A 21,518-nucleotide genomic window follows, 5' to 3' on the forward strand; every position below is an offset into this window, starting at 1 on the left:
GTCGGTCAGGCTCCGAGCGCGGCGCCGCCGTCCACGGTCAGGTCGTGCATGGTGATGTGGGAGGCCCGCTCCGAGAGCAGGAAGAGCACGGCGTCGGCGATGTGCGACGGCTCGGCGATACGCCGCAGGGGGATGCCGACCCGGTAGGCGTCGGGCACACCCTCGATCGAGGCGCGCTCGGCGGCGTCGCCCTGCAGCGCGGTCAGCATCGGGGTCCTGGTCGAGCCCGGGGCGACCACATTGCAGCGGATGCCGTGCGCGGCCAGTTCCAGGCCGAGGCACTTGGTGAACATCGCCGACGCGGCCTTGGACGCCGCGTACGCGGACATCGACATCCGCGGCGTGGCCGCGGCATTCGACGCGACCGTGACGATCGAACCGCTGCCGCGCGGCACCATCACACGGGCCACCGCGCGGCTCATGTGGAAGACCCCGCCCGCGTTGACGGCGAAGGTCGTGTCCCACTCCTCGTCGGTCAGCTGGGCGGCCTGCCCGCTGCGCAGCACCCCGGCGGCGTTGACGAGGTACTCGATCGGGCCGAGTTCGACCTCGACCTTGGCCACCGCGCTGTCCACGTCGCCGCTGTCGGTCACGTCGGTGGCCACCGCGAGGACGCGTACGCCGGTCGAGTCCAGCTCGGCCGCCAGCTCCCACAGCGCCAGTACGTCGCGGTCGAGCAGCGCGACCGGTGTCTCGGCGGCCACCAGAGACCTGGCGATCTCGGCACCGATCCCGCCGGCCGCCCCCGTGACGACGGCGACGCCGGACAGGCCGCCGGTCACCGTGTCACCTGGCCTGGGCCGTGTCCGGCCAGTACGCGCCCGACCACCTCTGACGGCACCCGCAGCGTGCGCGTCGTGAACGCGCCGAGCGCCTCGAGATAGCGCTCCTGCAGGCCCGCCTCGTCGACCTCGACGCCCTTGCCGCCGGACAGCAGCGTGCGGCCGCCGACGATCACGGTGTCCACATCGGCCGAACCGGCCAGCCACAGGAAGCTCTCCAGCGGCCGGGGGTTGAGCAGATAGCGCCAGTCGTCGGCCCGTACGAGCACCAGGTCGGCCTGCTTGCCGACCTCCAGGCTGCCCACCGCGTCGTCCCAGCGCAGCCCCTTCGCCGCGATCCGGGTGCCCATCGCCAGCGCGTCGCTGGGCAGCACCTCGGTCTGGTCGGCGCTCATCTCGTTGTACATCTGCCAGGCCGCGCGCATCGTCTCGGCGATCCCCGCGCTCGGCATCGACGAGCCGTCCGTCGACAGCGACACGTCCAGGCCCGCCCTGCGCAGCGCAGGGACGGCGCCGGTCTCGGTCAGCGACGACTCGCCGGACGGCCCGTACTTGCCGGGGGAGTGGCTGATGTGGGCGCGGGCCTCCAGCAGGAGCTTCTGCTCCTGCTCGTCGAGGAAGGCACAGTGCCCTGCCATCAACCGCTCGTCCACGAGACCGAGTTCGGCAAGCCGGCGCACACCCGTCTCGCCGTAGTAGGTGCGCATCAGCTCGACCTCGTTGCGCAGCGCGCCAACGTGCGTCGCGAACCCGAGATCGTGCGCGGCGACCAGGTCGGCCATGCCGCGCGCCAGCTCGTCGGTCATGTTCGTGACGTAGGCGATGCTCGGACGGCACCTGATGCGGCCCGAGGTGTCCTTGCCGACGAGCTGCAGCAGCGACTCGAAGTTCGCCAGAACTCCGTCGGCGTCCCTGGTGCGCAGATACGTGCTCTGGTCGGGCGGGCAGATCGCGTCGCTCGCCCAGGTGCTCGCCGAGAACCGGATGCCCAGGCGCTGCGCCGCGGCGACCATCGAGTGCGGGCGGTTGAGCGAGCCCATGTCGCCGAGCGTGGTCACCCCGCCGCGCAGCTGGGTCCACATCGAGTACTCGGCGATGGCCTGTGCCTCGTCCGGCGTCATGCCGTCGATGAGGTCGTCGAAGCGGTCGAAGGTGGCGGAGATCTCGTGCATGTTGCCGCCGCCGCCCATGAACGCGACATGGTCCTCACGGTCGGAGACCGGCCGCAGGGCGCCGCGCATCGGGAAGCGCATGGCGAACATCTCGTGCCAGTGCGCGTTGACGAAGCCCGGCAGCACCATCATGCGGCCGGCGTCGGTCCTCTTCATCGCGGCCTTCTGCGCCGGGTCGAGGGTGGCGGCCGCCTCCTCGACCTCGGCCGCGCTGCCCACCGCGGCGATCGTGCCGTCCACGATCAGCACCGCGCCGCGGGCGTGCACACTCTCCTCGGCGTCCGCCGTGTAGACGGTGCCGCCGGTGATCAACTGGACGCTCATCAGGCCACCCCGGGCTCGGTCGAGGCGGGCACGGCGAGGGAGGCGAAGTGCGCGAGCCAGCCGTTCAGCGTGGGAGCGGCGACCAGCTCGTCGAACTGAACCGGGATCTTGTTCTTGCGCCAGCGGCTGACCAGCCGCATGATCTCCAGCGAACTCAGGCCGAGAACCACCAGGTTGGCGTCCGGCTCGATCGCCTCGGGCTCAAGGCCCAGCAGCGGCGCGACCGTTGCTCGCAGATCGAGCTCAGTAGGGGTCGGAGTGATGTCCACGTCAGCCTTCCTGCTCGGACGCGGCCATGACGGCCAGCGCCTTCTTGTCGACTTTGCCCAGCGGCGTCAGGGGGAGCTCGAGCACGTAACGCACCACGTCGGGCAGCTTGTAGTCCGCGACGCCCCGGGAGTGAATGGCCTTCTTGAGCTCGGCCAGCGCCAACTGCTCGCCGTCCGGGACGAGATACGCGCAGATCCGCTCGCCGAGGAACTCGTCGGGCACGCCGATCACGGCGGCCTGGGCGATCGACGGCAGCGCGAGCAGATGGTCCTCGACCTCGCCCGCGGAGATCTTGTCGCCACCGCGGATGATCATGTCCTTGATGCGGCCCTCGATCACCAGGTCACCGTCCTCGGTGAGCCGGGCGAGGTCACCGGTGCGGTAGAAGCCGTCCTCGGTGAAGGCGCGCTTGTTGTACTCGGGCACCCCGTAGTAGCCCCGCAGGGTGTACGGGCCGCGGGTGATCAGCTCACCGATGGAGCCGGCGGGCAGTACGTTGCCGTCCTCGTCGACGATGCGCAGCTCGTCGGCGTCCGAGATCGGCTTGCCCTGGGTGGTGAGCACCGACTCGGCCGGGTCGTCCGGCCTGCTGAAGGTCAGCAGCCCCTCGGCCATGCCGAACACCTGCTGGAGCGAGCAGCCCAGCGTCGGCGCGATGCGCTCGGTGAACTCGCGCGTCATCCGCGCGCCGCCGACCTGTACCAGCCGCAGGCTGCTCAGGTCGTCCTCGCTCCACTCGGCGGCCTCCAGCCACAGCTGCATGATCGAGGGCACCATCGAGGTGACGGTGACGCTGTGCTGCTCGATCAGCGGGAAGCAGTCCAGGGGGTTGGGGGTGTCGGCCAGGACGACGGTTCCGCCGGTCTGGAAGGTGCCGATCACTCCGGGGCAGCCGTAGGCGAAGTTGAACTCGACCGGCAGCACGGCGAGATAGGTGTCATCGCTGGTCAGCTCGCACACCTGGGCGGCTCGCCGGGACTGGTAGACGTAGTCGTCGTGGGTGCGCGGGATCAGCTTGGGCAGCGCGGTCGTCCCGCCCGAGAGCAGGAAGAACGCCACATCGGCCGCATCGGGCTCGGGCAGCGGCCCGGACTCGGACTTGGCCTCGGACTCGGGCTCGGCGGAGGCGAGCTCCAGCTCGGACACCGAGACGAAACCCTCGCTCTTCTCGCCGAGCACGAACAGCGTGCGCAGCTCGGGGGCTGAGGCCTGGATCTCCAGCGCCATCTCGCGGTGGTCGAACCCGCGGTGCGTCTCGGGCAGTACGTAACCGGTGGCCCCGCTGAGCTCCACCAGGTGGGAGATCTCCGTCGAGCGGTGCGCGGGCAGCGAGAAGACCAGCTTCGCGCCGATACGCATCAGGGCGAAGGCGATCGCAACGAACTCCGGGACGTTGGGCAGCTGCACCACGAGCCGGTCGTTCTCGCGCACCCCGTGCGCGGCGAACCCGGCGGCCAGCCGGTCGGCCCACTGGTCGAGTTCGACGTAGCTGATCCGCCGGCCGCCGTGCACCAGCGCGGTGGCGGAGCCGTACCGGCGCGCGGCGCCCCGCAGCAGAGCGCCGAGCGTCTCACCGCGCCAGATGCCCTGCTCGCGGTAGCGCTGCGCGACATCGGACGGCCAAGGAGTGCATCCGGCAAGCATCTTCGAACTCCTACTCGGCTTCGGGTGCGGATTCGGTGATGCGTACGACGGCGGCGCCCGCCTCCATGCCGGTGCTCGCGCCGATCAGCAGGACGTGGTCGCCGGGCCCCACCTGGCCGGTGCGCCAGACGTGCTCAAGACCCAGGAACAGGTCGGCCGCGCCCGTGTGCCCGATGGTGTTGACGTACTCCCACAGGGCCTTGTCCTCGTCGACGTCGAGCGGCAGCAGGAACATGGCCTCCAGCGCCTGCCGGCCGAAGCCGACGTGGCAGACCCTGGCGATCTGATCGAAGGTCAGGTCCGCCTCCTTGAGCGTGCGCTCGGCGATCTCGGCGACCTTGTCGCCGAAGTTCTTGATCGGCGGGGCCTGGCCGGCCGCCCACTGCTCACGGACCTTCTGGGCCCGCTCGCCGAAGTTCAGGCCGCGGCCACGGGTGACACCCGGCGGGAAGAGCTCCTCGCCCGCCCGGTGGAGGATCTCCATCGAGGAGTCGGACAGCGAACCGACCGCGAGCAGCTCGGCGAAGCCGCCGCGCCGCGAGAGCACCACGGCGGAGCCGGCGTCGGCGAGCACGAAGAGACCGGAGGCACGCCATCGCTCCACACCCGGAGTTGAGTAGTTGTCGCCCGTCGTGATCAGTGCGGCGTCGTGGGTGGGGTTGGCGATCAGCCGGTTGGCCGCCACCTCGACGGAGGCGAGCATGCCGAGGCAGCCCTGCTTGATCTCCACGGCGGGCACCGGGCGGTCGACGGTGTTGTTGAGGATGTAGTGCACCGCCGACCAGCCGTCGGGACCCTGGTGGTGGGTGTAGCTGTGCAGCAGGATGCCGATGTCGTCGGGCCCGTGGCCGGATGCGGACAGTGCGGCCCTGGCCGCGTCGATCGCCATGTCGGGCGCGGGTGTCGACTCGCTGACGGCCGCGGAACGCATGCCGGAGGCCTGCCGGCTCTCCTCGTCGTACAGGCCTTCCTCGACCGCGCGCTCGGCCGGGTACAGGGGCGGCAGATGGCTGCCGATCCCGGCGAGATACAGGTTCTCGGTCCTCATCGCGCCGACTCCTTCGTGGGGTGGATGCGTTTCGCGGCAAGCACAACACGGGGGCTGACGGGCCTCATGAGTAGGCGCTACTCAAGGTCCCGTCTTAGACACTGTCTAAGACGGGAGTCGACTAAGGGTCCCCTACGCAGGCCATCCGGCCCCTGTTGGCCTGTGCCCCCGTTGGCTGATTTGAGTAGCGACTACTCGGGCCCGGGCCAAGGCCGCGGTGTGTGCTGGGCGGGTATCCGCCGCGTGCCGTCCGCTCGCGGCCCCCGGCACAGACGAGGAGATCCGATGTCGTGGTCGCGTCCGGAACTGGGCGACTGGTCAAGTCCCGCCGAACTCACGCAGCTGCAGCGGGCGGAGCTGCCGCGGGTGATCGCCCAGGCGATGCGCTCGCCGTTCTACTCCGCCCGCTATGACGGCCGCGCCGTGCCGCGCGACGCGGAGGACTTCGCCGGCATCGAGCTGACCACCAAGCAGGATCTGCGCGACCAGTACCCCTTCGGCATGCTGGCGGTGGACCGCCAGAAGCTGGCCACCTACCACGAGTCGAGCGGCACGGCCGGGGATCCCACCGCCTCGTACTACACCGACGACGACTGGGCCGACCTCGCCGAACGCTACGCACGCAAGTGGGTCGGCATCACCCCCTCGGACACCTTCCTGGTGCGCACCCCCTACGGCCTGGTGATCACCGCGCATCTGGCACAGGCCGCCGGACGGCTGCGCGGCGCCACGATCGTGCCGGGCGACGCCCGTTCGCTCGCCACCCCGCTGCCCCGGATGATCCGCGTCATGCGGGCCCTGGACGTCTCGCTGACCTGGTGCAACCCGACCGAGATCATGATGCTCGCCGCCGCGGCCAAGGCCGCCGGGCTGCGCCCGGACCAGGACTTCCCCGCGCTGCGGGCCATGTTCACCGCGGCGGAACCGCTGACCGAGGTGCGAAGGCGCCGGCTCAGCGAGATCTGGGGCGGCATCCCGATCGTCGAGGAGTACGGCTCCACCGAGACCGGCACCATCGCCGGCCAGTGCCCGAACGGCGCCCTGCACCTGTGGGCGGACCGCGCGATCTTCGAGGTCTTCGACCCCGAGACCGGTGAACTGTCGCAGTCCGGACGCGGCCAGCTGGTCGTGACCCCGCTCTACCGCGAGGCCATGCCGCTGCTGCGCTACAACCTCGCCGACGACGTCGAGGTGTCCGACGCTCAGTGCTCCTGCGGCTGGCTGCTGCCGACGGTCCGCGTGCTCGGGCGGTCCGGGACGGGCTATCCGGTCGGCGCGGCGACGGTCACCCAACAGCGGCTCGAGGAGCTGGTGTTCAGCCTCCCAGGCAGCTACGAGGTGATGTTCTGGCGGGCCATGGCCCACCCGGACGTACTGCGCCTGGAGTTCGAGGCACCCGACGAGAGCCGCGACCAGGCGGTCAAGGAGCTGGCCGGACTGATCGACCGCGAGCTCGGCGTACCGCACCGCATCACCGGACTGCCGCTGGGAGCGCTTGTGCCCCGCGAAGCGCTCACGACGCAGCGCGACATCCTCAAGGCCCGCTATCTGTTCGGCGAGGGCGAGGACTGGGACAAGGCGGTCATGTACGCATGAGCCGCCTCCCGCTGCCCGCCCTGCGAGCGTGTTCCGCCGATTCCGGCCGACTTCTTCTTGTCCCGTCGCCGTCCGCTGTGGACGACGCCCGACCCGTAAGCGGTGACCCCATGGTGAGTGAGTTGTCCCCCCTGCCGCCGACCTCCGAAGACCGGATCGCCATCGTCGGCATCGGCTGCCGTTTCCCCGGCGGCGCCAACTCGCCACAACAGCTGTGGGAGTTGCTGATGGGCGCGGTCGACGCGTCCGGCCCGATTCCCGAGGACCGGTGGGCGCCGCAGCGCGCCCAGTCGCGCGAGAACGCCGCCGTCCTGTCGCGGGTGACCTCCAACGGCGCCTTCCTGGGCGACATCAGCGGATTCGACGCCTCCTTCTTCGGCATCTCGGCCACCGAGGCCCGCCAGCTCGACCCGCAGCAGCGGATGGCGCTGGAGGTGGCCTGGGAGGCGCTGGAGCACGCGGGCATCCCCGCCTCCACCCTCGCGGGCAGCGACACCGGCGTGTTCGTCGGCGTCGGCACCGACGACTACGGCCGCCGGCTCCTGGAAGACCTGCCCGGAGTCGAGGCCTGGACCGGAATCGGCTCCTCGCTGTGCGGTGTGCCCAACCGGATCTCGTACACCCTCGATCTGCGCGGTCCGAGCGTCGCCGTGGACACCGCCTGCTCGTCCTCGCTGGTCGCACTGCACCAGGCGTGCGCCAGCCTCCAGCGCGGTGAGGTACCGGTCGCGCTCGCGGGCGGCATCATGCTGATGGCCGGCCCGGGGCTGACCACCGTGCTCGACATCGCCGGCGCCATCTCGCCCGACGGCCGCTCCAAGGCCTTCGACGAGGCCGCGAACGGCTACGGCCGCGGCGAGGGCTGCGGCATCGTCGTACTCAAGCGGCTCGCCGACGCCCGGCGCGACGGCGACCGGATCATCGCCCTGGTCCGCGGCAGCGCCGTGCACCAGGACGGCCGCACCGACGGCATCATGGCGCCCAGCTCCTCCGCGCAGGCGCATCTGCTGCGCAAGGCGTACGAGTCGGCGGGCATCGCGCCGTCCGAGGTCGACTACGTCGAGGCGCACGGCACCGGCACCAAGGTCGGCGACCCGATCGAGGCCGCCGCGCTCGCCGAAGTCGTCGGCGCCCGCGCCTCGGGACAACGTCCGTGCCTCATCGGCTCGGTGAAGACCAACATCGGGCACTGCGAGGCGGCGGCGGGCATCGCCGGGCTGATCAAGACCGCGCTCGCCATGCAGCACGGGATCATCCCGCCGACCCTGACCGTGGACGGTCCGCGCAAGGACATCCCGTGGGCAGATTCCGGGCTCAGCCTGGTCAGTGAGGCCACGCCGTGGCCCGACTCCGGCCGGCCCCGGCTCGCGGGAGTAGCCAGCTACGGGTACGGCGGCACCATCGCGCACGCGGTCCTTGAGCAGGCCCCGGTCACCGCTGAGGCACCTCTCACCGCTGAGCCCGAGCAGGCCCAGCAGGCGGAGTCGGCGGAATCCGCCGGGCTCACTGTCTACCCGCTGTCATCGGCGACGGCGCCCGGGCTCGCCGCCCAGGCCGCCCGGCTGGGCGAGGTGCTGCACGCGCACGCGCTCCCCGATGTCGGGCACACCCTCGCGCACCGCAGGGCGCACCTGTCCGCCCGCGCCGTCGTAGTTGCGGCGGACCGGGCCGAACTCGCCGACGGACTCGGTGCCTTGGCCGAGGGCGAAGCCCTTCCCACGGTCATCACCGGCGAGACGTCCGGACCGTCGCGCTCGCCGGTCTGGGTATTCTCCGGACACGGCGCCCAGTGGTCGGGCATGGGCCAGGACCTGCTCGCCCAGGAGCCGGTGTTCGCCGCGGCCATCGACCGGCTCGGCCCCATCTACGCCGAGGAACTGGGCGTCACCCCGCGCGAGGTACTCAGCAGCGGTGAACTCGGCTCGGTCGACGTCATCCAGTCGATGCTGTTCGCCATGCAGATAGGCCTCGCCGAGGTCTGGCGCCGCTACGGCGTCACGCCCGGCGCGGTGATCGGGCACTCCGTCGGCGAGATCGCCGCGGCGGTCGTCGCCGGAGTGCTGTCCGAGGAAGACGGCGCGCGGCTGGTCTGCCGCCGCTCGGGACTGCTGCGCAAGGTGGCGGGCCGAGGTGCGATGATCATGGTCGACCGGCCCTTCGACGAGGTGCAGGACGCCATCGGCGCCACCGACACCCTCTGCGCCGCCATCGCCGCCGCCCCCTCGTCCACAGTCGTCGCCGGAGACATCCCGGCCGTCGACGAAGCCGCCGAGCAGTGGGCCGAACTGGGCTGGACCGTACGCAGGGTCGACTCCGACGTCGCCTTCCACAGCGCGCACATGGACGCGATCAGTGCCGACCTCGCCGCCGCCGTCGCCGATCTCCAGGCAGGGCCCGCGCAGGTGCCGCTCTACCTCACCGCGCTCGACGACCCGAGGTCGACGCGACGCCAGGACGCCTCCTACTGGGCGCTCAACCTGCGTAATCCGGTGCGCTTCCAGCAGGCGGTCGAGGCCGCGTTCGAGGACGGCCACCGGCTGTTCCTGGAGATCTCCGCGCACCCCGTCGTCGGCCACTCGATCAACGAGACCGTCTCGGGCGCCGGGGACACCCTGGTCACACCGAGCCTTCGCCGCCACCGCCCGGAGCGGACCACCCTGCTCACCTCGCTGGCCGCACTGCACTGCCAGGGCGTCCCGGTCGACTGGTCGGTCCTGCAGCCCGCAGGGAACCGCACCGACCTGCCCACCACCGCCTGGCAGCACGCCCGGCACTGGGTCGACGCACGCGACCGCAGCGAGTCGCCGGTCGACACACTGCTCGGCACCGAGACCGGGGTGCACGGCTCCCGGCTGCGGGTCTGGCAGACCACACTCGACCTGCGCACCCGGCCGTACCCCCGCCGCCACCCCGTACTGAACACGGAGATCGTCCCGGCCGCCGTCCTGGTCAACACCTTCCTCACCGCGGGCCGCACCGACGTACTCACCGATCTGCGGCTGCGTCAGCCGGTCGTGGTGCCGGAGCAGGAGACGCGGGAACTGCAGATCGTCCGCGACGACACCGCTCTGACCCTGGTCTCCCGCCGGCTCGGCGCACCCGACTCGGCCTGGTCCACCCACACCCTCGCCACCGTCGGCGGGGGAGCGGCGCCCGAGCCCGTACGCATCGGACAGGCCACCGAGACTCTCGACCCCGGCCATGTGATCGAGCGGCTCGCCGAACTGGGCGTGGCCGACATGGGTTACCCGTGGCGGATCGAGGAACTGCGCCGCGGCGAGGGCACCTTGACCGCCACCGCGAGCGCCGAACTCGACCGCAGCTGGGCCGCCGTCCTGGACGCCGCCCTCTCCATGGCCTCGGTCATCTTCCCCGGCCCGGGCGTACTGCGGATGCCTTCGTACGTGGACCAGGTGACCCGCACCGGGCAGCCGCCCCGGACGGCGACGATCTCGGTCAGCCTCGACGAGGAGCACCCCACGACCGTGCACGTCGACATCCGCGGCGAGGCCGACGGCGACGAGTCCGTACTCACCCTGCGCGGGCTGCGCTACAGCGAGCTCGAAGGCGACCTGTCCGGGGAGGAGCAGAGCACCAGCGGGCGCTTCGAACTGGACTGGCAGCCCTTCCCCGTGGACACCGGCGCGCACACCGCCCTCCCGGACCGCACCGTGCTGGTGCTCGGCCCCGCGGCTGGCCTGGCCCGCGCGCTCGTTCCCGCCTGCGCCGAGCACGGTGCGACGGTCAGCGTCGACCGGGCGGACCTGGACGGCGCGGACCATGTGCTGTTCGCGCCGCACGCGATACCGGCCGCCGACGTTGCCGTGGCCTTCGCCGAACTCGTCGGCGCGATCGCCGCGCTGCCCGGCCGCAAGCCCACACTGTGGTGCCTGACCACAGGCGTACGGGAGGCAGCATCGGCCGACGAGCTCAACCACGCCCCGCTGTGGGGCATGGGCCGGGTCGCCGCGAGCGAACACCCCGAATTCTGGGGCGGCGTGGTCGACCTGCCGGCCGGGCCGCTGGAGGAACTGCCCGCCGGGCTGCTGATGAGCCTGCTGCACCTGCGCCCGGCCGAGCCGGTGCTCGCGGTCACCGACGGCGAGGTGCGGGTGCCCCGGCTCGTACCGGCCGAACTCGCCGAGGACGGCGAGCCGTTCACCTGCCGGTCCGACGGCACGTATCTGATCACCGGCGGTCTCGGAGTGCTCGGCCTGGTGCTCGCCGAGCACCTCGCCCGGCGCGGCGCCCGCCGTATCGTGCTCCTCGGCCGCACCCCGGTGCCCCCGCGGGCACAGTGGTCCGACGACGACCCCCGGGTCGCCGCGCTGCGCCGGCTGGAGGCCGCCGGGGTCACCGTCACCACCGTGGCCGCCGACATCACCGACCTCGGCGCCACCCGGGCGGCGCTCGACGCGCTCCAGCTGCCCCCGATCCGGGGAGTGGTCCACGCGGCGGGCACCGTGCACAGCGCGCTCCTGCACCGGCTGGACGCCGGGCACCTGCGGGACGTCATGCGGCCCAAGGTGGACGGCGCGATGGTGCTCCACGAGCTGTTCCCGCCCGGGTCGACGGACTTCTTCGTCCTGTTCTCCTCGTGCGGCCCCCTGCTCGGACTGCCCGGCCAGGGCGCGTACGCGGCGGCCAACGCCTTCCTCGACGCACTGGCCGCCCACCGGCGGGCCGCCGGTCACCAGGAGACGGTGAGCATCGCCTGGACCAGCTGGCGCGGCATGGGAATGGCGACGGCGGCCTCGGCCACCGACGCCGAACTGGCCGCCCGTGGCACCGCGGACATCGCCCCCGACCAGGCACTGCGCGCCTTCGACCAGACCGTCGGCCGCGCGCCGAGCGGCCTGGTCACCGTCCTGAGCCTGCTGCGCGGCCACACCGGCCCGCGGCCCGCCCTGCTGGCGGAACTGGCCCAGGGCGACACCTCCCAGCCGGCCGAGGTACCCGACTGGGTCGGCCTCACCGGGGACGAACTGGCCGCGTATCTGCTCGACGACGTACGCCAGCGCGTCGCCGTCGTCCTCGGCGTCCAGCCGACGGCGGTCGGCGTCCACCGCCCGCTCACGGAGGCGGGCGTCGACTCACTGCTGGCGACGGCGGTACGGGTCGCGCTGGAACGGGACCTGGGCGTGGCCCTGCCGGCGACGCTGCTGTGGAACTACCCGACGGTGAGCGAGATCGCGGGCTTCCTGGCGGGTGTCCTCGCGGAAAACACGGACGCCTCGGACAGGGCTTCCGCCTGACGGGGGCTCCGCCCCGAACCCGGCCTTGTGGGTCTCCCGGACGACGTCCGGGGGAGTTGGAGGCGCGGGTTCGGGGCGGAGCCTGGACGGCGGGCTGCCAGGCGATTACCTCAGACTGATCGGGTGCGCCGCGGTGTTGACCGCGAGCATCGCTACGGCAACCTACGGGCGGGCTGACTGGCGCATCTGACACCGAGGGCTCGGCGATTGCCCAGACCACCCCTCGGAAAGATCGGTCAAACGCTACGGTTTGGGAACCCTCTGACGCCGCTCCTCGCGTGCCTGGCCCCTGGAGATGCCGTGTCCACGATCATGCCCGCTCTGCAAGGAGACCCTGAGCGCATCGCGTCATACCGTGTCCTGGGGCGACTGGGATCGGGCGGCATGGGGACCGTGTACGCGGCAACGGATCCGGCAGGGCACCGTGTCGCGGTTAAGGTCATCCACGCTCAGCACGCTGCAAACTCTGAGTTCCGGGCACGCTTTCATCGTGAAGTGGAAGTGCTGCGCCGCGTAGGCGGCACATGCCTGGTACCGCTGCTAGATGCGGCCCCAGGGGCCGACGTCCCTTGGCTGGCTACCGAATACGTTCCCGGTCCCACTCTGCAGCAGCATCTGGCCGCCGGGGAGCCGCTGTCGGGGATCCAGCTCCACCTCTTCGCAGCCGGTACCGCTGGCGCTTTGGCTGCCATCCACGCCGCGGGTGTCGTCCACCGGGATCTGAAACCCACGAACGTAATCCTTGCACCGCAAGGGCCGCGGGTGCTGGACTTCGGGATCGCTCATGTAGTCGACGGAACGGCGATCACTCGAACTGGAATCATGTCGGGTACCCCAGGTTGGATCAGCCCCGAGCACTACCGGGACGGAGCCGATGGGACGCCCGGTGACGTTTTCGCATGGGGCGCGCTTATCGCCTACGCGGCAACGGGACGGCTTCCCTTCGGTAGCGGGGCTCCAGACGTAGTGGCGTTCCGGGTGATGCGTGAACAGCCGGACCTGAACTGCGTGCCCGACGATCTGCGCGGCCTGGTCGAGGCATGTCTAGCGAAGGAGCCAGGCAAGCGGCCGACGGCTGAGACGCTCGCCGAGAAGACGGCGGACCTGTTGGGCCGCCAAGCAACGCAGCTTCTGGGCGACATCCTTGGGCAGCCCACGATGGTCGATGACGTGATCCTCGAACAGTGGCGCATACCAGCATTTGAAGTTGATCCTGCATGGGCGCCTCTGACGTCTCGTAGTCGTCACAAGCGCACCGCGTGGCTGGCTGGGGTGGCCATCGCCGTGCTCGCTACGGCAATCGGCACCTGGAACGCGGGAATCCTGGAAACAGCCGGTACGAGTACCGAGACCGCTTCCAGCCGCGATTCCCAAACCTCTCCCCTCAGCCCCACTGAGATGAACCGCTCTGCAGTCCCACCCCAATCAAGCCCGACGCCCACGGTGCGCGCTTTGTCCTCACCATCTTCTGTACCTTCACCTTCGCCGACACTGAGCCGGACACGGATCAACACCATCGCACCCTGGGCTGTTGGTGGTTACCCCGCTGAGGACATCACCGTTACGGGAGAAACGATCGGTTCGTGCTGGTCCTCCTCCGAGGCCACGATGCGCCTCGATGCTTGGAGATGCAGCGCCGAGAGTGAAATTCTCGACCCTTGTTTCGCTCCCGACGTCGGCCCGGAGCACCAGGTCCTGCTCTGTATGGGAACCGGGCCGACCCGGATGGTCCGGTTGACTCTGACCGAGACGCTGCCCGGGAACAACTTCCACATCCCTGGTGGGCCCGAGATCAGCCCCATCATCATCGTTCTCGCTGATGGGGACACCTGTCGTGTGATGACTGGAGCCACCACCGTGCTCGCCGAAGTACGCATGAACTACAGCTGCGAAAATGGCGGCCACCTGTATGGGGACCCTGACAAGACTGACGCCCTTTGGGTCATTTCTCACAGGGCCAACGGCGCAGGCACCAGCGTCAGTACGCCGATTGCCAGCGTTTACCAGTGAACCTGCGCATCGTCAGACACCCGCGTTAGGAGTTCGACCGCTGACTGTCTGGTTCACATGAGTCTGGTCCTCCAACTGCCGTGTGGACCGCTCAGATATGCGGCCTTGCGCCATCGTTGATGTCAGCCGTGGATGTCAGAAGCCTTCTGATCCATAGCTCTATGTGGATCGGTCAGTGAGGGGCAGACCGGTCGTTGGGGGGCCTTGAGCGGATCCTGTTAGTCGGGTTGACCGCTCGATCTGGCACGCTGGGCGTCGCCGACACCTGCAGGGCCGCCCCTGAACGGGCGCCTGCGTGAAACCCCTTCCGCTTTGAACTTGATGTGACAAGGTGGGACGAAGGTGACGTGGATACCCGTGGGGGTGGACGGCATGCCAGAGCTCCGTAAAGGGGAGAACACGGCAGTGGGCTCGGGGCGCATTACAGCCGAGCTGCACACTGTGGGCAGTCCGGTCGACCTCAGCGCCCTGCTGGTCGCCGCGGACGGCAAGGTCAGGTCCGACGACGACTTGGTCTTCTACAACCAGCCCTCCGCCTGTTCATATGCCGTCCAGCACCTCGCCGCTGACGCCGAGGGTCCCGAGCGCATTGAGATGGACCCAGCCGCTCTCCCCACGGAGATCGATCGGGTTGTCCTGGTTGGCAGTTGCGACCCCGACGATGCGACTCGCACTTTTCGTGACGTCAACGAGGTGCTGATACGCGCCATCCAGCACCGTGCCGATCCGGTCCGCTTCCGCCCCCCTGCCCTCACTGACGGTGAACGCGCCGTGCTGCTGGTGGAGCTTTACCGTCGGGGCCCGGCATGGAAGCTCCGCGCCATCGGTCAGGGCTACGCGAACGGTCTGGCCGGCCTGGCCACCGACTTCGGGATACACGTGGAGGAGTCACAGGAAGCCCCTGCGGCGGACCAGTCCGATACGGGAGAAAGTGGATCAACGCGCGACGCCGCGACTACGGCGGTGACTCCCAGGCCGGTCACGCCAGCCGTCGCCACCGCGAGCCCGATGAGCCTGCGCAAGCCTCCGCTCGGCAAGATCAGCCTCGACAAAGGCCGTCAGGTCTCCATGGGCCTGGACAAGAACGACCGCCAGTTGGTGGTCACGGCCTCATTGGAGTGGGATGGCGGAAGCGAGCGGCGCCGCAGGCTGGGCGCCGACCTCGACTTGTACGCCTTGTTCGTGCCGGCCTCAAAGGCCTTGCGTGGAAAGAAGGCACCCGGCGCCCTCGTCAAGTCCGGGTATGTGGCACAAGGCGAGCCGCTGCGACCGGGAGTGGGTGTGCCCGCAGTTCCGGGGACAGCGACGAAGGGCAGGGGCGCAGATGTTGTTTACTACAAGCGGCTCGGCTCGGTGAAGAGCCGACCCTACATTCGCCTCGATGGCGATTCACGTTTTCCGGGGCGTGAGTCACTTCGTATCGTTCGTTCCGACGAGCAGGGCTACATCCTCCTCTGCGCCTACTCTGCGCTCAGCAACGGCATCGGGTCCTTTCGCAGCTTTGGCGCGAAGGTCGTCATCACGGACGGGCGTGGCTCCACCGTCACTGTCCCGCTCTTCGAGAACACCAAGACCCGCTATTGGGTGGCCATCGCTCTCGTCGACTTCACCGCGGCTGACGGAGCAGCGATCCACCACATCGAGGCCTACAGCGCCCGCATGACTGAACGCCGCCCGGTCCTCCATCCGGACGGGACCATCGAGATGAATGCGGGACCAGTCGAATGCAAGAGACGCTGACCGGCCCAGGCACTTCGTGCCGCAGCTGTGGTCTGTCATGTCCTTCCGGGGAGCGTCTCAGTCCGACCTCTTCGTCCCGAGCAACTCGGGCGGGTCTGAGGTGCAGCGTCCCAGCGCCGTGTGACACCCGCTTTAGGCCTTCGCGGTTAGTTCCCAAGCGTCGTCTCCCGCGCTGCTCGTGCCCAGATAGCCTGCTGACGCGTCGTGAAACCCATCCGGTTCCAGTGGAAAAGGATGTGCCGGGCCAGAACTCCGCGTGTGCCGAGGTTGAGTCGTCCTTCGCGCCCTGCGTGGCCGAGGGCACGGCCGCCGCGCTCCATTTCAGTGACCCATTCGGCGACGGGCGTGAGCGGGCCACCGGTCGCGAGGGCCGACGCGGCGTCGATCGCCAGGAGCCTGCGCATCGTTCCGGTCATGGCGGTCACGCGCTCGACCGAGACATCATCGGGCAGGGGGCGCGCTGCCTCGACACGTGCCCAGACGTCACCCTGCTCGCTCCATTCCTGGCCGGCGGCGCGTAGGAAGAGGCTGATGACAAGGAGCGAGGTTGCCTTTGCATCGAGGAGTCCGCTCCCGTCCGTACCCGCGTGATGTATGTAACCGAGGACTCCGACGCTGTCCCCATGGAACAGGCCGTGAGCGATGTCCGTGCCGTCCGGGCCGCCGAATGCTGTGGCCTCTGGCTCGTACAGAGACGGCCACCAGCGCCTCACCACGCGCCACGAGACCGCACTGTCGAGGACTTCGCCGACTTGCTGCGAGAGCTCGTCGGCAGCTGACTGCGGGCTGGGGATGACTCGGAGGCGCCAGCAGGGGTACTTGCGGACGAACCACCAGGACCCGACCACCCCGGTGTCCGTCGCCTGCCGCAAGGGGGGCAGGAGGTAGGTGAGGAAGGCGCGTTCGGCGGTTTGGTAGTCGGCGAACTCGATGTTCAGCTGGTGCCAGCCGGACGGTTCCGGCCGCGGGGTGAGGGCCGTTCGTCCGGCCGCGCGGTACCGCGCGGCGGCCTCGGCGAGAATCTCGGGGGACGAGCGCGCCCAACTGGCGACCTCTGCGATCGGCGTACCGGTGAGGACAGCCAGAATGGCCTGCTCGGTCGGGTTGCTGTCGTGCAGATCCACCCGGGCCCTTCCGTTGGAGCGGTCAGATGAGAAGGAGGCAGGCGTCCCAGTCGCTCGCGGGCGCTGAGCCTGCTTTGGCGTTCTGGAAGGTGAGCATGGCTCCGGCTGCCCCCTCCAGGAAACCGGTCGCCGTCGGCGACCCTGCGGCGAGGAAACGTCTACTGAGCTGCGACAGACGGTCGGTGAACGCGCGTGGTTCGTCGGCGTCCTGCGCGACGCGTTGGACGACGCGGAGCAGGCCGCCGATGCCGTGGCACAGGCCGCGGTCGGTGAGTTGGTCGAGCTGGAGCGGGTCGGCCAGGCAGTACAGAAGTGCCCGTTCGGCCATGCGTCTGCGGTGCGGGTCGTCCAGAGCCATGGCGGCGAGTTGCTGGGTGCGGGCGAGGCCGGGGGTGCCGTAGCACCAGGACGGTGTGGTCGGGTACGCGGGGACGGCGGTGGTCTCGGTGACCCAGCGCGGCCAGCGGGTTCCATGGCGGTCGCTGTGCTGTATCTGGTCCAGCCAGCGGCAGATCCGCAGCATCGCGTCCTGATGGCCGGGCACGGTGATGCCGCCGAGCTTGGCGAGGGACAGGAGAGCCAGGGGGCCTGTGACTCCGTGGGCGAGCCCGGCGTTCGCGTGACCGCCCGGAGTGGGCGTACCGAGGTTGACGGGGCTGTGCCACACCCACCAGCCGGGCAGTGTGCGCCCGCTGGGGCCGGGGAGCGGTTCGGTCAGGCGGACCAAGTACTTGAGGATGCCCTTCAGCTCTGCGCCTCCGGGGGCTCGGCGCAGGAGGAGCACACCGAGACCGGTCAGACCGCGGAGCAGGTCGTACTCGGCGAAGCTGGTGGGCTTGCCCTGGTCGATGCGGGCGTGGGCAGCCTTCAAGCGGCGCTGGGTGTGCGTGGCCACGATCTGGTCGAGGGTGTGTAGAGCGCCGGCGTATCGATCGGTGTCGGCGGCGGCCAGGTGCAGGACGTATGCCATCGCGGGTGCCCCGAGGAACAGGTTCGCTTCGTCTCCGCCGATCAGGGGACCGATGGCGGCAAGCAGATGGTGCACGGCCTGCCACGATCCGGTGCCTTGGTGGGCGCGTTCGATGTCAAGCAGGGCCAAGCCGAGAGAGCCGTGGCTGAGGGACTGGCGAAAGGCGGTGTCCTGCTTGGTAGCGGTCCGGGCGGTGGTCAACGCGGCCCTCCTTCCGCGCGTGCGGTCCAGGACAGGGCGGCGGAGCGGGCCAGGCGGCGGCAGGCGGCTTCGCCGTCGGGGTCGATGCCGACGGCTCGGTTGTGGTGCATGTGGAGCAGGGACGGCAGGACCTTGGCGGGGTCGGTGCCATGGTCGATGAGCAACGTCCGGTAGGTCTCCAGGGCGTCGCGGCGGCGAGCCCAGGCGTCGACGACCTGCTCCCCTCCACGTAGGGAGCGCAGCGCGGTGAAGTCGCCGTCCGGCTCGGACAGCCGAACGGCTTGCGTAAGTAAGTCGCGCGGAGGCTGTGTGCCCTCGGCCTTGAGGAGGTGTTCGATCAGCCAGCGGTGCCCGGACGCCGGGCTGCTGGTGAAGGCGGCGGCGATGTCTACGAAGCTGGCCGCGATCACGGCTGGACGCCTGCCGGTCCGCAGGCCGAGCGCCATCTGCGTGATGGCGGATGCGGAGTCGGCAGCGAAGACCTGCTCGGCAGTGTCCAGGAGGCGCCCGGTGCCGTAGCGGCCGGCCTCGGGTTCGTCCGTGTCCCACTGGATGCGGTTGACCAGCCCAGCTTGGCGCAGGGCCCCCGCCCAGGCACCGACGCGTTGCGCAAGATCGCCGAAGGCGCGCGGGTGCGGCATTCGGATTCGTACGCGTAGGTGGGTTCCGGTGTCGCTGTACCGGGTGAACCACCACAGCGGTGTGCCGTCCCGCCATTCCTGGAAGAGGGCGGGCAGGTGCGTGGTCAGGATTTCCCGGGCGCGCTCCGGGTGGCAGTAGATCTTGAGGTAGGCCCATGGGGACGTGCCGGGCAGGCGCCCCGACTCGCGGCGGACGACCACCGCCTGTGCTTCCGTGGTCCGGGCCGCGGGCTGCTGTGTGGAGGCGAACGGCATGGTGATCTCGTGGGCGCGTCCCAGCCAGCCGTATAGGTCCTCCTCTGGTGCCTCGTGCAGTGTCACTGTGCTGGTGTGGTCCAGCTCCATGCGCAGCAGTTGCAGTTGGGTGGGGTTGTCGAGGTCGAGCCGGAGGCGCCGGTCGTCGGAGCCGAGGAAGACGGTGCGGGGAACGCCGTAACGGCAGCGCCAGTTGATGAGGCCCCGCAGCCAGCCGGGCTCGTCCTCATGGCCGAGATCGCGTGCCCGGAGTCGCCAGCAGGCGGGTGAAAGGATGGTGCGGCCGACGCGGACTTCGGGCAGGAACGGCAGCTGAGCGGCGGCGCCCCAGACGAAGGGGGCCAGCACTGCGGTGTGCGAGCGGTGCACCTCGGTGACGAAGCGGACCAAGGGGTGAGTGGCGTTGGTGAGTTCGACCGCGTTCATTACTGACGGTTCGATGAGTGTGCCGGTGGATAACGAGGCCAGGTAGAGGCGCTGGGAGTCCGCGGTCACGGCGAGGTCGTCCAGGTCGAGCGTGGCGGCTGGGTTGTGCTCTCCCAGGGAGAGCACGTGCGGTACGACGGCAGGGGCCCTGCTGACGTTCTGGGTGCGCAGCCGCAGCGGTGGGCCGGAGACCTGCGCGCGTTCCGCCTCGGCGGTGAGGGTGGGCAGGGACGCGTACGCGGACGTCATGCGCTCGCGGTCGGCCTGGTCCAACATCGCCAGGAACCGGCCGGTCGTGGTGCCTGCCGCATGGGACAGGCCCGCGAGGCTCAGCTCGAACCGCCCCTCCTGCAAGGTGTCCAAGGAGGTGGCGAGCACGGTGAAGCACAGCTCGATGTGCGCGGGGACCTGGGTGGCCTCGCCGACGGCGAGTGCGGCGAGGTCCTCGTCTGTCAGGACGAGCTCTCGAACGTGGTTCACCGCGGCGTGCTGGGCGAGGGCGAGCAGGTGCTCGTCCCGGCGGGTGGTGGCCAAGACGGGGCGTTTGAGGACCGAGCCTCGATAGCCGGCCGGGAAGCCGAGTCCGATGTCGGGATCCGTGAGGTCGCGGACCGGCACCAGGGCGCCCATGCTGTAGCGCTCCAGGAATCGGGCGCGGTAGTCCTGCCAGGCCGGGGGGCCGACTGGGTACGGCGAGATACGGGTAATGACGTCCACGGCCCGTTCCACCTCTCGGGAAACTGCGATGGGCAGGGCGATGTCGCAGTCTGGGCGCAGGTTCACTACCAGGGTCCGTTCGGCCGCGCCGGTCACGGTCGTCATACGCCGGGTGGCGTCGGCGCGGAGAGCCCGTTGCTCGTCAGTCGAGGCGGTGTCGTGCCGGATCAGGAGCCGGTGGATCTGCCGGAGCTGCCCAGCGGTGGCTGCCGTTGAGGGGAGCATCTGGGCACTGGAAGCGTCGAGTTGGGCCACCAGATGCCCGAGGGCGTCGTCGGTGGTCATTGGCGCCCGCAGGCTGGTCAGGAGGATGCGGTGTGTGACGAGGCCACGGACCATGTCCTCGATCACCGACGTGGATGTGTGGGAGTAGTCGGACTGCAGTCTCGCGACAATGTCCTCGACCGTGATCGGCGAGTGGGCGAGTTCAAGGACCTTCTCGACGGCGGGAGTACGTAGCAGGCTGACCTCGGCGGAGCCGTCCTTGCCCGGCTGATGCGGTACGACGACTTGCCCGCCTCGCGCGATGCAGGTGGGATCGGCGATCACGGGCAGGCGCCGTAGGAGATCGGGGTCTTGCTCCAGCACGGTGACGATGTGCGTGAGCCACTCGGCGTCCGCTCGGGCGACAGCCTGATGCCGGGTACCCCAGTGGGCTTGGGCCTTGTGATCAAGGCGTACGGGCGCGGGGCCGGCGAACAGGCCGAAGGGGGTGGCGCGGTGCTGCATCCGCAGGAGGTAGCGGACCAGGGAAATGACAGCGCGGCGGACTGATCGAGGTCTCTGGAGCCGGCCGTCGAGGACGCCCTGCACGGCCTCGACCAGCAGGGGACTGGCGACCTCGATCGCTGCTGCTCTGGAGTCGTCCGCCCAGACCTTGCCGATCCACTCCTGCCAGCGTTCCACGTCGCGGGAGGTGTTTCCGTCCAGGTCGGGCCAGGGAGGCAGCGCCGCCAGCGGCCATGCGGCTGCTCGGATCAGAGCCGCGTCAACGGCGTGGTACATCGCAGTGCCTCCTTCGTCGTCTGGGGTGGCTTGGTCCCGGGGGCGGGCTGAGGAATCCGGCCCGGCCCCGGGACTGGTTGGTCAGCTGCCGATGCAGGTGCTGTTGGAGCAGGCGGACTGGCAGGTCGCGCCGCAGCCGTCACCGGTGTCGTTCAACAGTCCGGCCACGACCGGGGCGGACGCGATGGTCTCGATGTTGAGGTCGAAGTCCGAGTCGGTGTCGACCGTGAAGTCCGTAGCGGCCTTGAGCGTGGTGCTGCCCTGCGGTGCCATCTCGTTGCCTTCCTGTGCAGGTGGGTGGGATGTGCCTTGCTGCCTGGTCCGAGGCGCTTTCTGCG

13 protein-coding genes are annotated in these 21,518 nt (G+C 69.9%); 4 read left to right on the forward strand and 9 right to left on the reverse strand.

All coding sequences use genetic code 11. The features are described from left to right. Window positions 1–5: 5 nt before the first annotated feature. Genes OOK40_RS05235 through OOK40_RS05255 form a run of 5 tightly spaced genes read right to left on the reverse strand, consistent with a single transcriptional unit; the run spans window position 6 to window position 5,240 of the window. Entirely contained in the window at window positions 6–782 is a 777-nt protein-coding gene (locus OOK40_RS05235; RefSeq protein WP_266476892.1) for a 2,3-dihydro-2,3-dihydroxybenzoate dehydrogenase, read from the reverse strand. Then, on the reverse strand, window positions 779–2,278 hold the full coding sequence (locus OOK40_RS05240; RefSeq protein WP_266476894.1) for an amidohydrolase family protein: 1,500 nt from the start codon (window positions 2,276–2,278) through the stop codon (window positions 779–781). Before OOK40_RS05240 ends, OOK40_RS05235 begins: the two co-directional genes overlap by 4 nt. Beyond that, complete coding sequence (locus OOK40_RS05245; RefSeq protein WP_266476896.1) at window positions 2,278–2,547, reverse strand: phosphopantetheine-binding protein; 270 nt, start codon at window positions 2,545–2,547, stop codon at window positions 2,278–2,280. Before OOK40_RS05245 ends, OOK40_RS05240 begins: the two co-directional genes overlap by 1 nt. 1 nt (window position 2,548) lies before the next feature. Next, window positions 2,549–4,192 carry a (2,3-dihydroxybenzoyl)adenylate synthase gene (locus OOK40_RS05250; protein WP_266476898.1) on the reverse strand — a complete coding sequence of 548 codons (1,644 nt, stop codon included), beginning with the start codon at window positions 4,190–4,192 and terminating at the stop codon, window positions 2,549–2,551. Between the two features lie 10 nt (window positions 4,193–4,202). Then, on the reverse strand, window positions 4,203–5,240 hold the full coding sequence (locus OOK40_RS05255) for a ketoacyl-ACP synthase III family protein (RefSeq protein WP_266476900.1): 1,038 nt from the start codon (window positions 5,238–5,240) through the stop codon (window positions 4,203–4,205). A gap of 285 nt (window positions 5,241–5,525) precedes the next feature. On the opposite strand from OOK40_RS05255, the gene OOK40_RS05260 reads away from it, so the two are divergent. The 4 genes from OOK40_RS05260 (at window position 5,526) to OOK40_RS05275 (ending at window position 15,841) form a co-directional block, all read left to right on the forward strand. Continuing rightward, entirely contained in the window at window positions 5,526–6,836 is a 1,311-nt protein-coding gene (locus tag OOK40_RS05260; RefSeq protein WP_266476901.1) for a phenylacetate--CoA ligase family protein, read from the forward strand. Between the two features lie 113 nt (window positions 6,837–6,949). Next, window positions 6,950–12,091 carry a type I polyketide synthase gene (locus OOK40_RS05265; RefSeq protein WP_266476902.1) on the forward strand — a complete coding sequence of 1,714 codons (5,142 nt, stop codon included), beginning with the start codon at window positions 6,950–6,952 and terminating at the stop codon, window positions 12,089–12,091. Between the two features lie 312 nt (window positions 12,092–12,403). Next, the gene (locus OOK40_RS05270; protein WP_266478887.1) at window positions 12,404–14,101 is read left to right on the forward strand and encodes a serine/threonine-protein kinase; all 1,698 of its coding nucleotides are present in this window, start codon (window positions 12,404–12,406) and stop codon (window positions 14,099–14,101) included. Between the two features lie 342 nt (window positions 14,102–14,443). Beyond that, window positions 14,444–15,841: a TerD family protein gene (locus OOK40_RS05275; RefSeq protein WP_266476904.1), complete on the forward strand. Its 1,398-nt coding sequence runs from the start codon at window positions 14,444–14,446 to the stop codon at window positions 15,839–15,841. A 146-nt stretch (window positions 15,842–15,987) separates the two neighbouring features. Here the strand turns inward: OOK40_RS05275 and OOK40_RS05280 are convergent, their stop codons facing one another. From OOK40_RS05280 to OOK40_RS05295, 4 genes are all read right to left on the reverse strand, one after another. Next, window positions 15,988–16,965, reverse strand: a complete 978-nt coding sequence (locus tag OOK40_RS05280; RefSeq protein WP_266476905.1) for a thiopeptide-type bacteriocin biosynthesis protein — start codon at window positions 16,963–16,965, stop codon at window positions 15,988–15,990. A 22-nt stretch (window positions 16,966–16,987) separates the two neighbouring features. Beyond that, window positions 16,988–18,136 carry a lanthionine synthetase C family protein gene (locus OOK40_RS05285; RefSeq protein ID WP_266476906.1) on the reverse strand — a complete coding sequence of 383 codons (1,149 nt, stop codon included), beginning with the start codon at window positions 18,134–18,136 and terminating at the stop codon, window positions 16,988–16,990. Beyond that, the gene (locus OOK40_RS05290) at window positions 18,133–21,180 is read right to left on the reverse strand and encodes a lantibiotic dehydratase (protein ID WP_266476907.1); all 3,048 of its coding nucleotides are present in this window, start codon (window positions 21,178–21,180) and stop codon (window positions 18,133–18,135) included. The genes OOK40_RS05285 and OOK40_RS05290 overlap by 4 nt, the downstream gene beginning before the upstream one ends. Window positions 21,181–21,261: 81 nt before the next feature. After that, the gene (locus tag OOK40_RS05295) at window positions 21,262–21,453 is read right to left on the reverse strand and encodes an FxLD family lanthipeptide (protein ID WP_266476908.1); all 192 of its coding nucleotides are present in this window, start codon (window positions 21,451–21,453) and stop codon (window positions 21,262–21,264) included. Between the last annotated feature and the right edge of the window lie 65 nt (window positions 21,454–21,518).

Origin of the sequence: Streptomyces sp. NBC_01481 (assembly GCF_026339995.1) — a bacterium.
Lineage (GTDB): Bacteria > Actinomycetota > Actinomycetes > Streptomycetales > Streptomycetaceae > Streptomyces.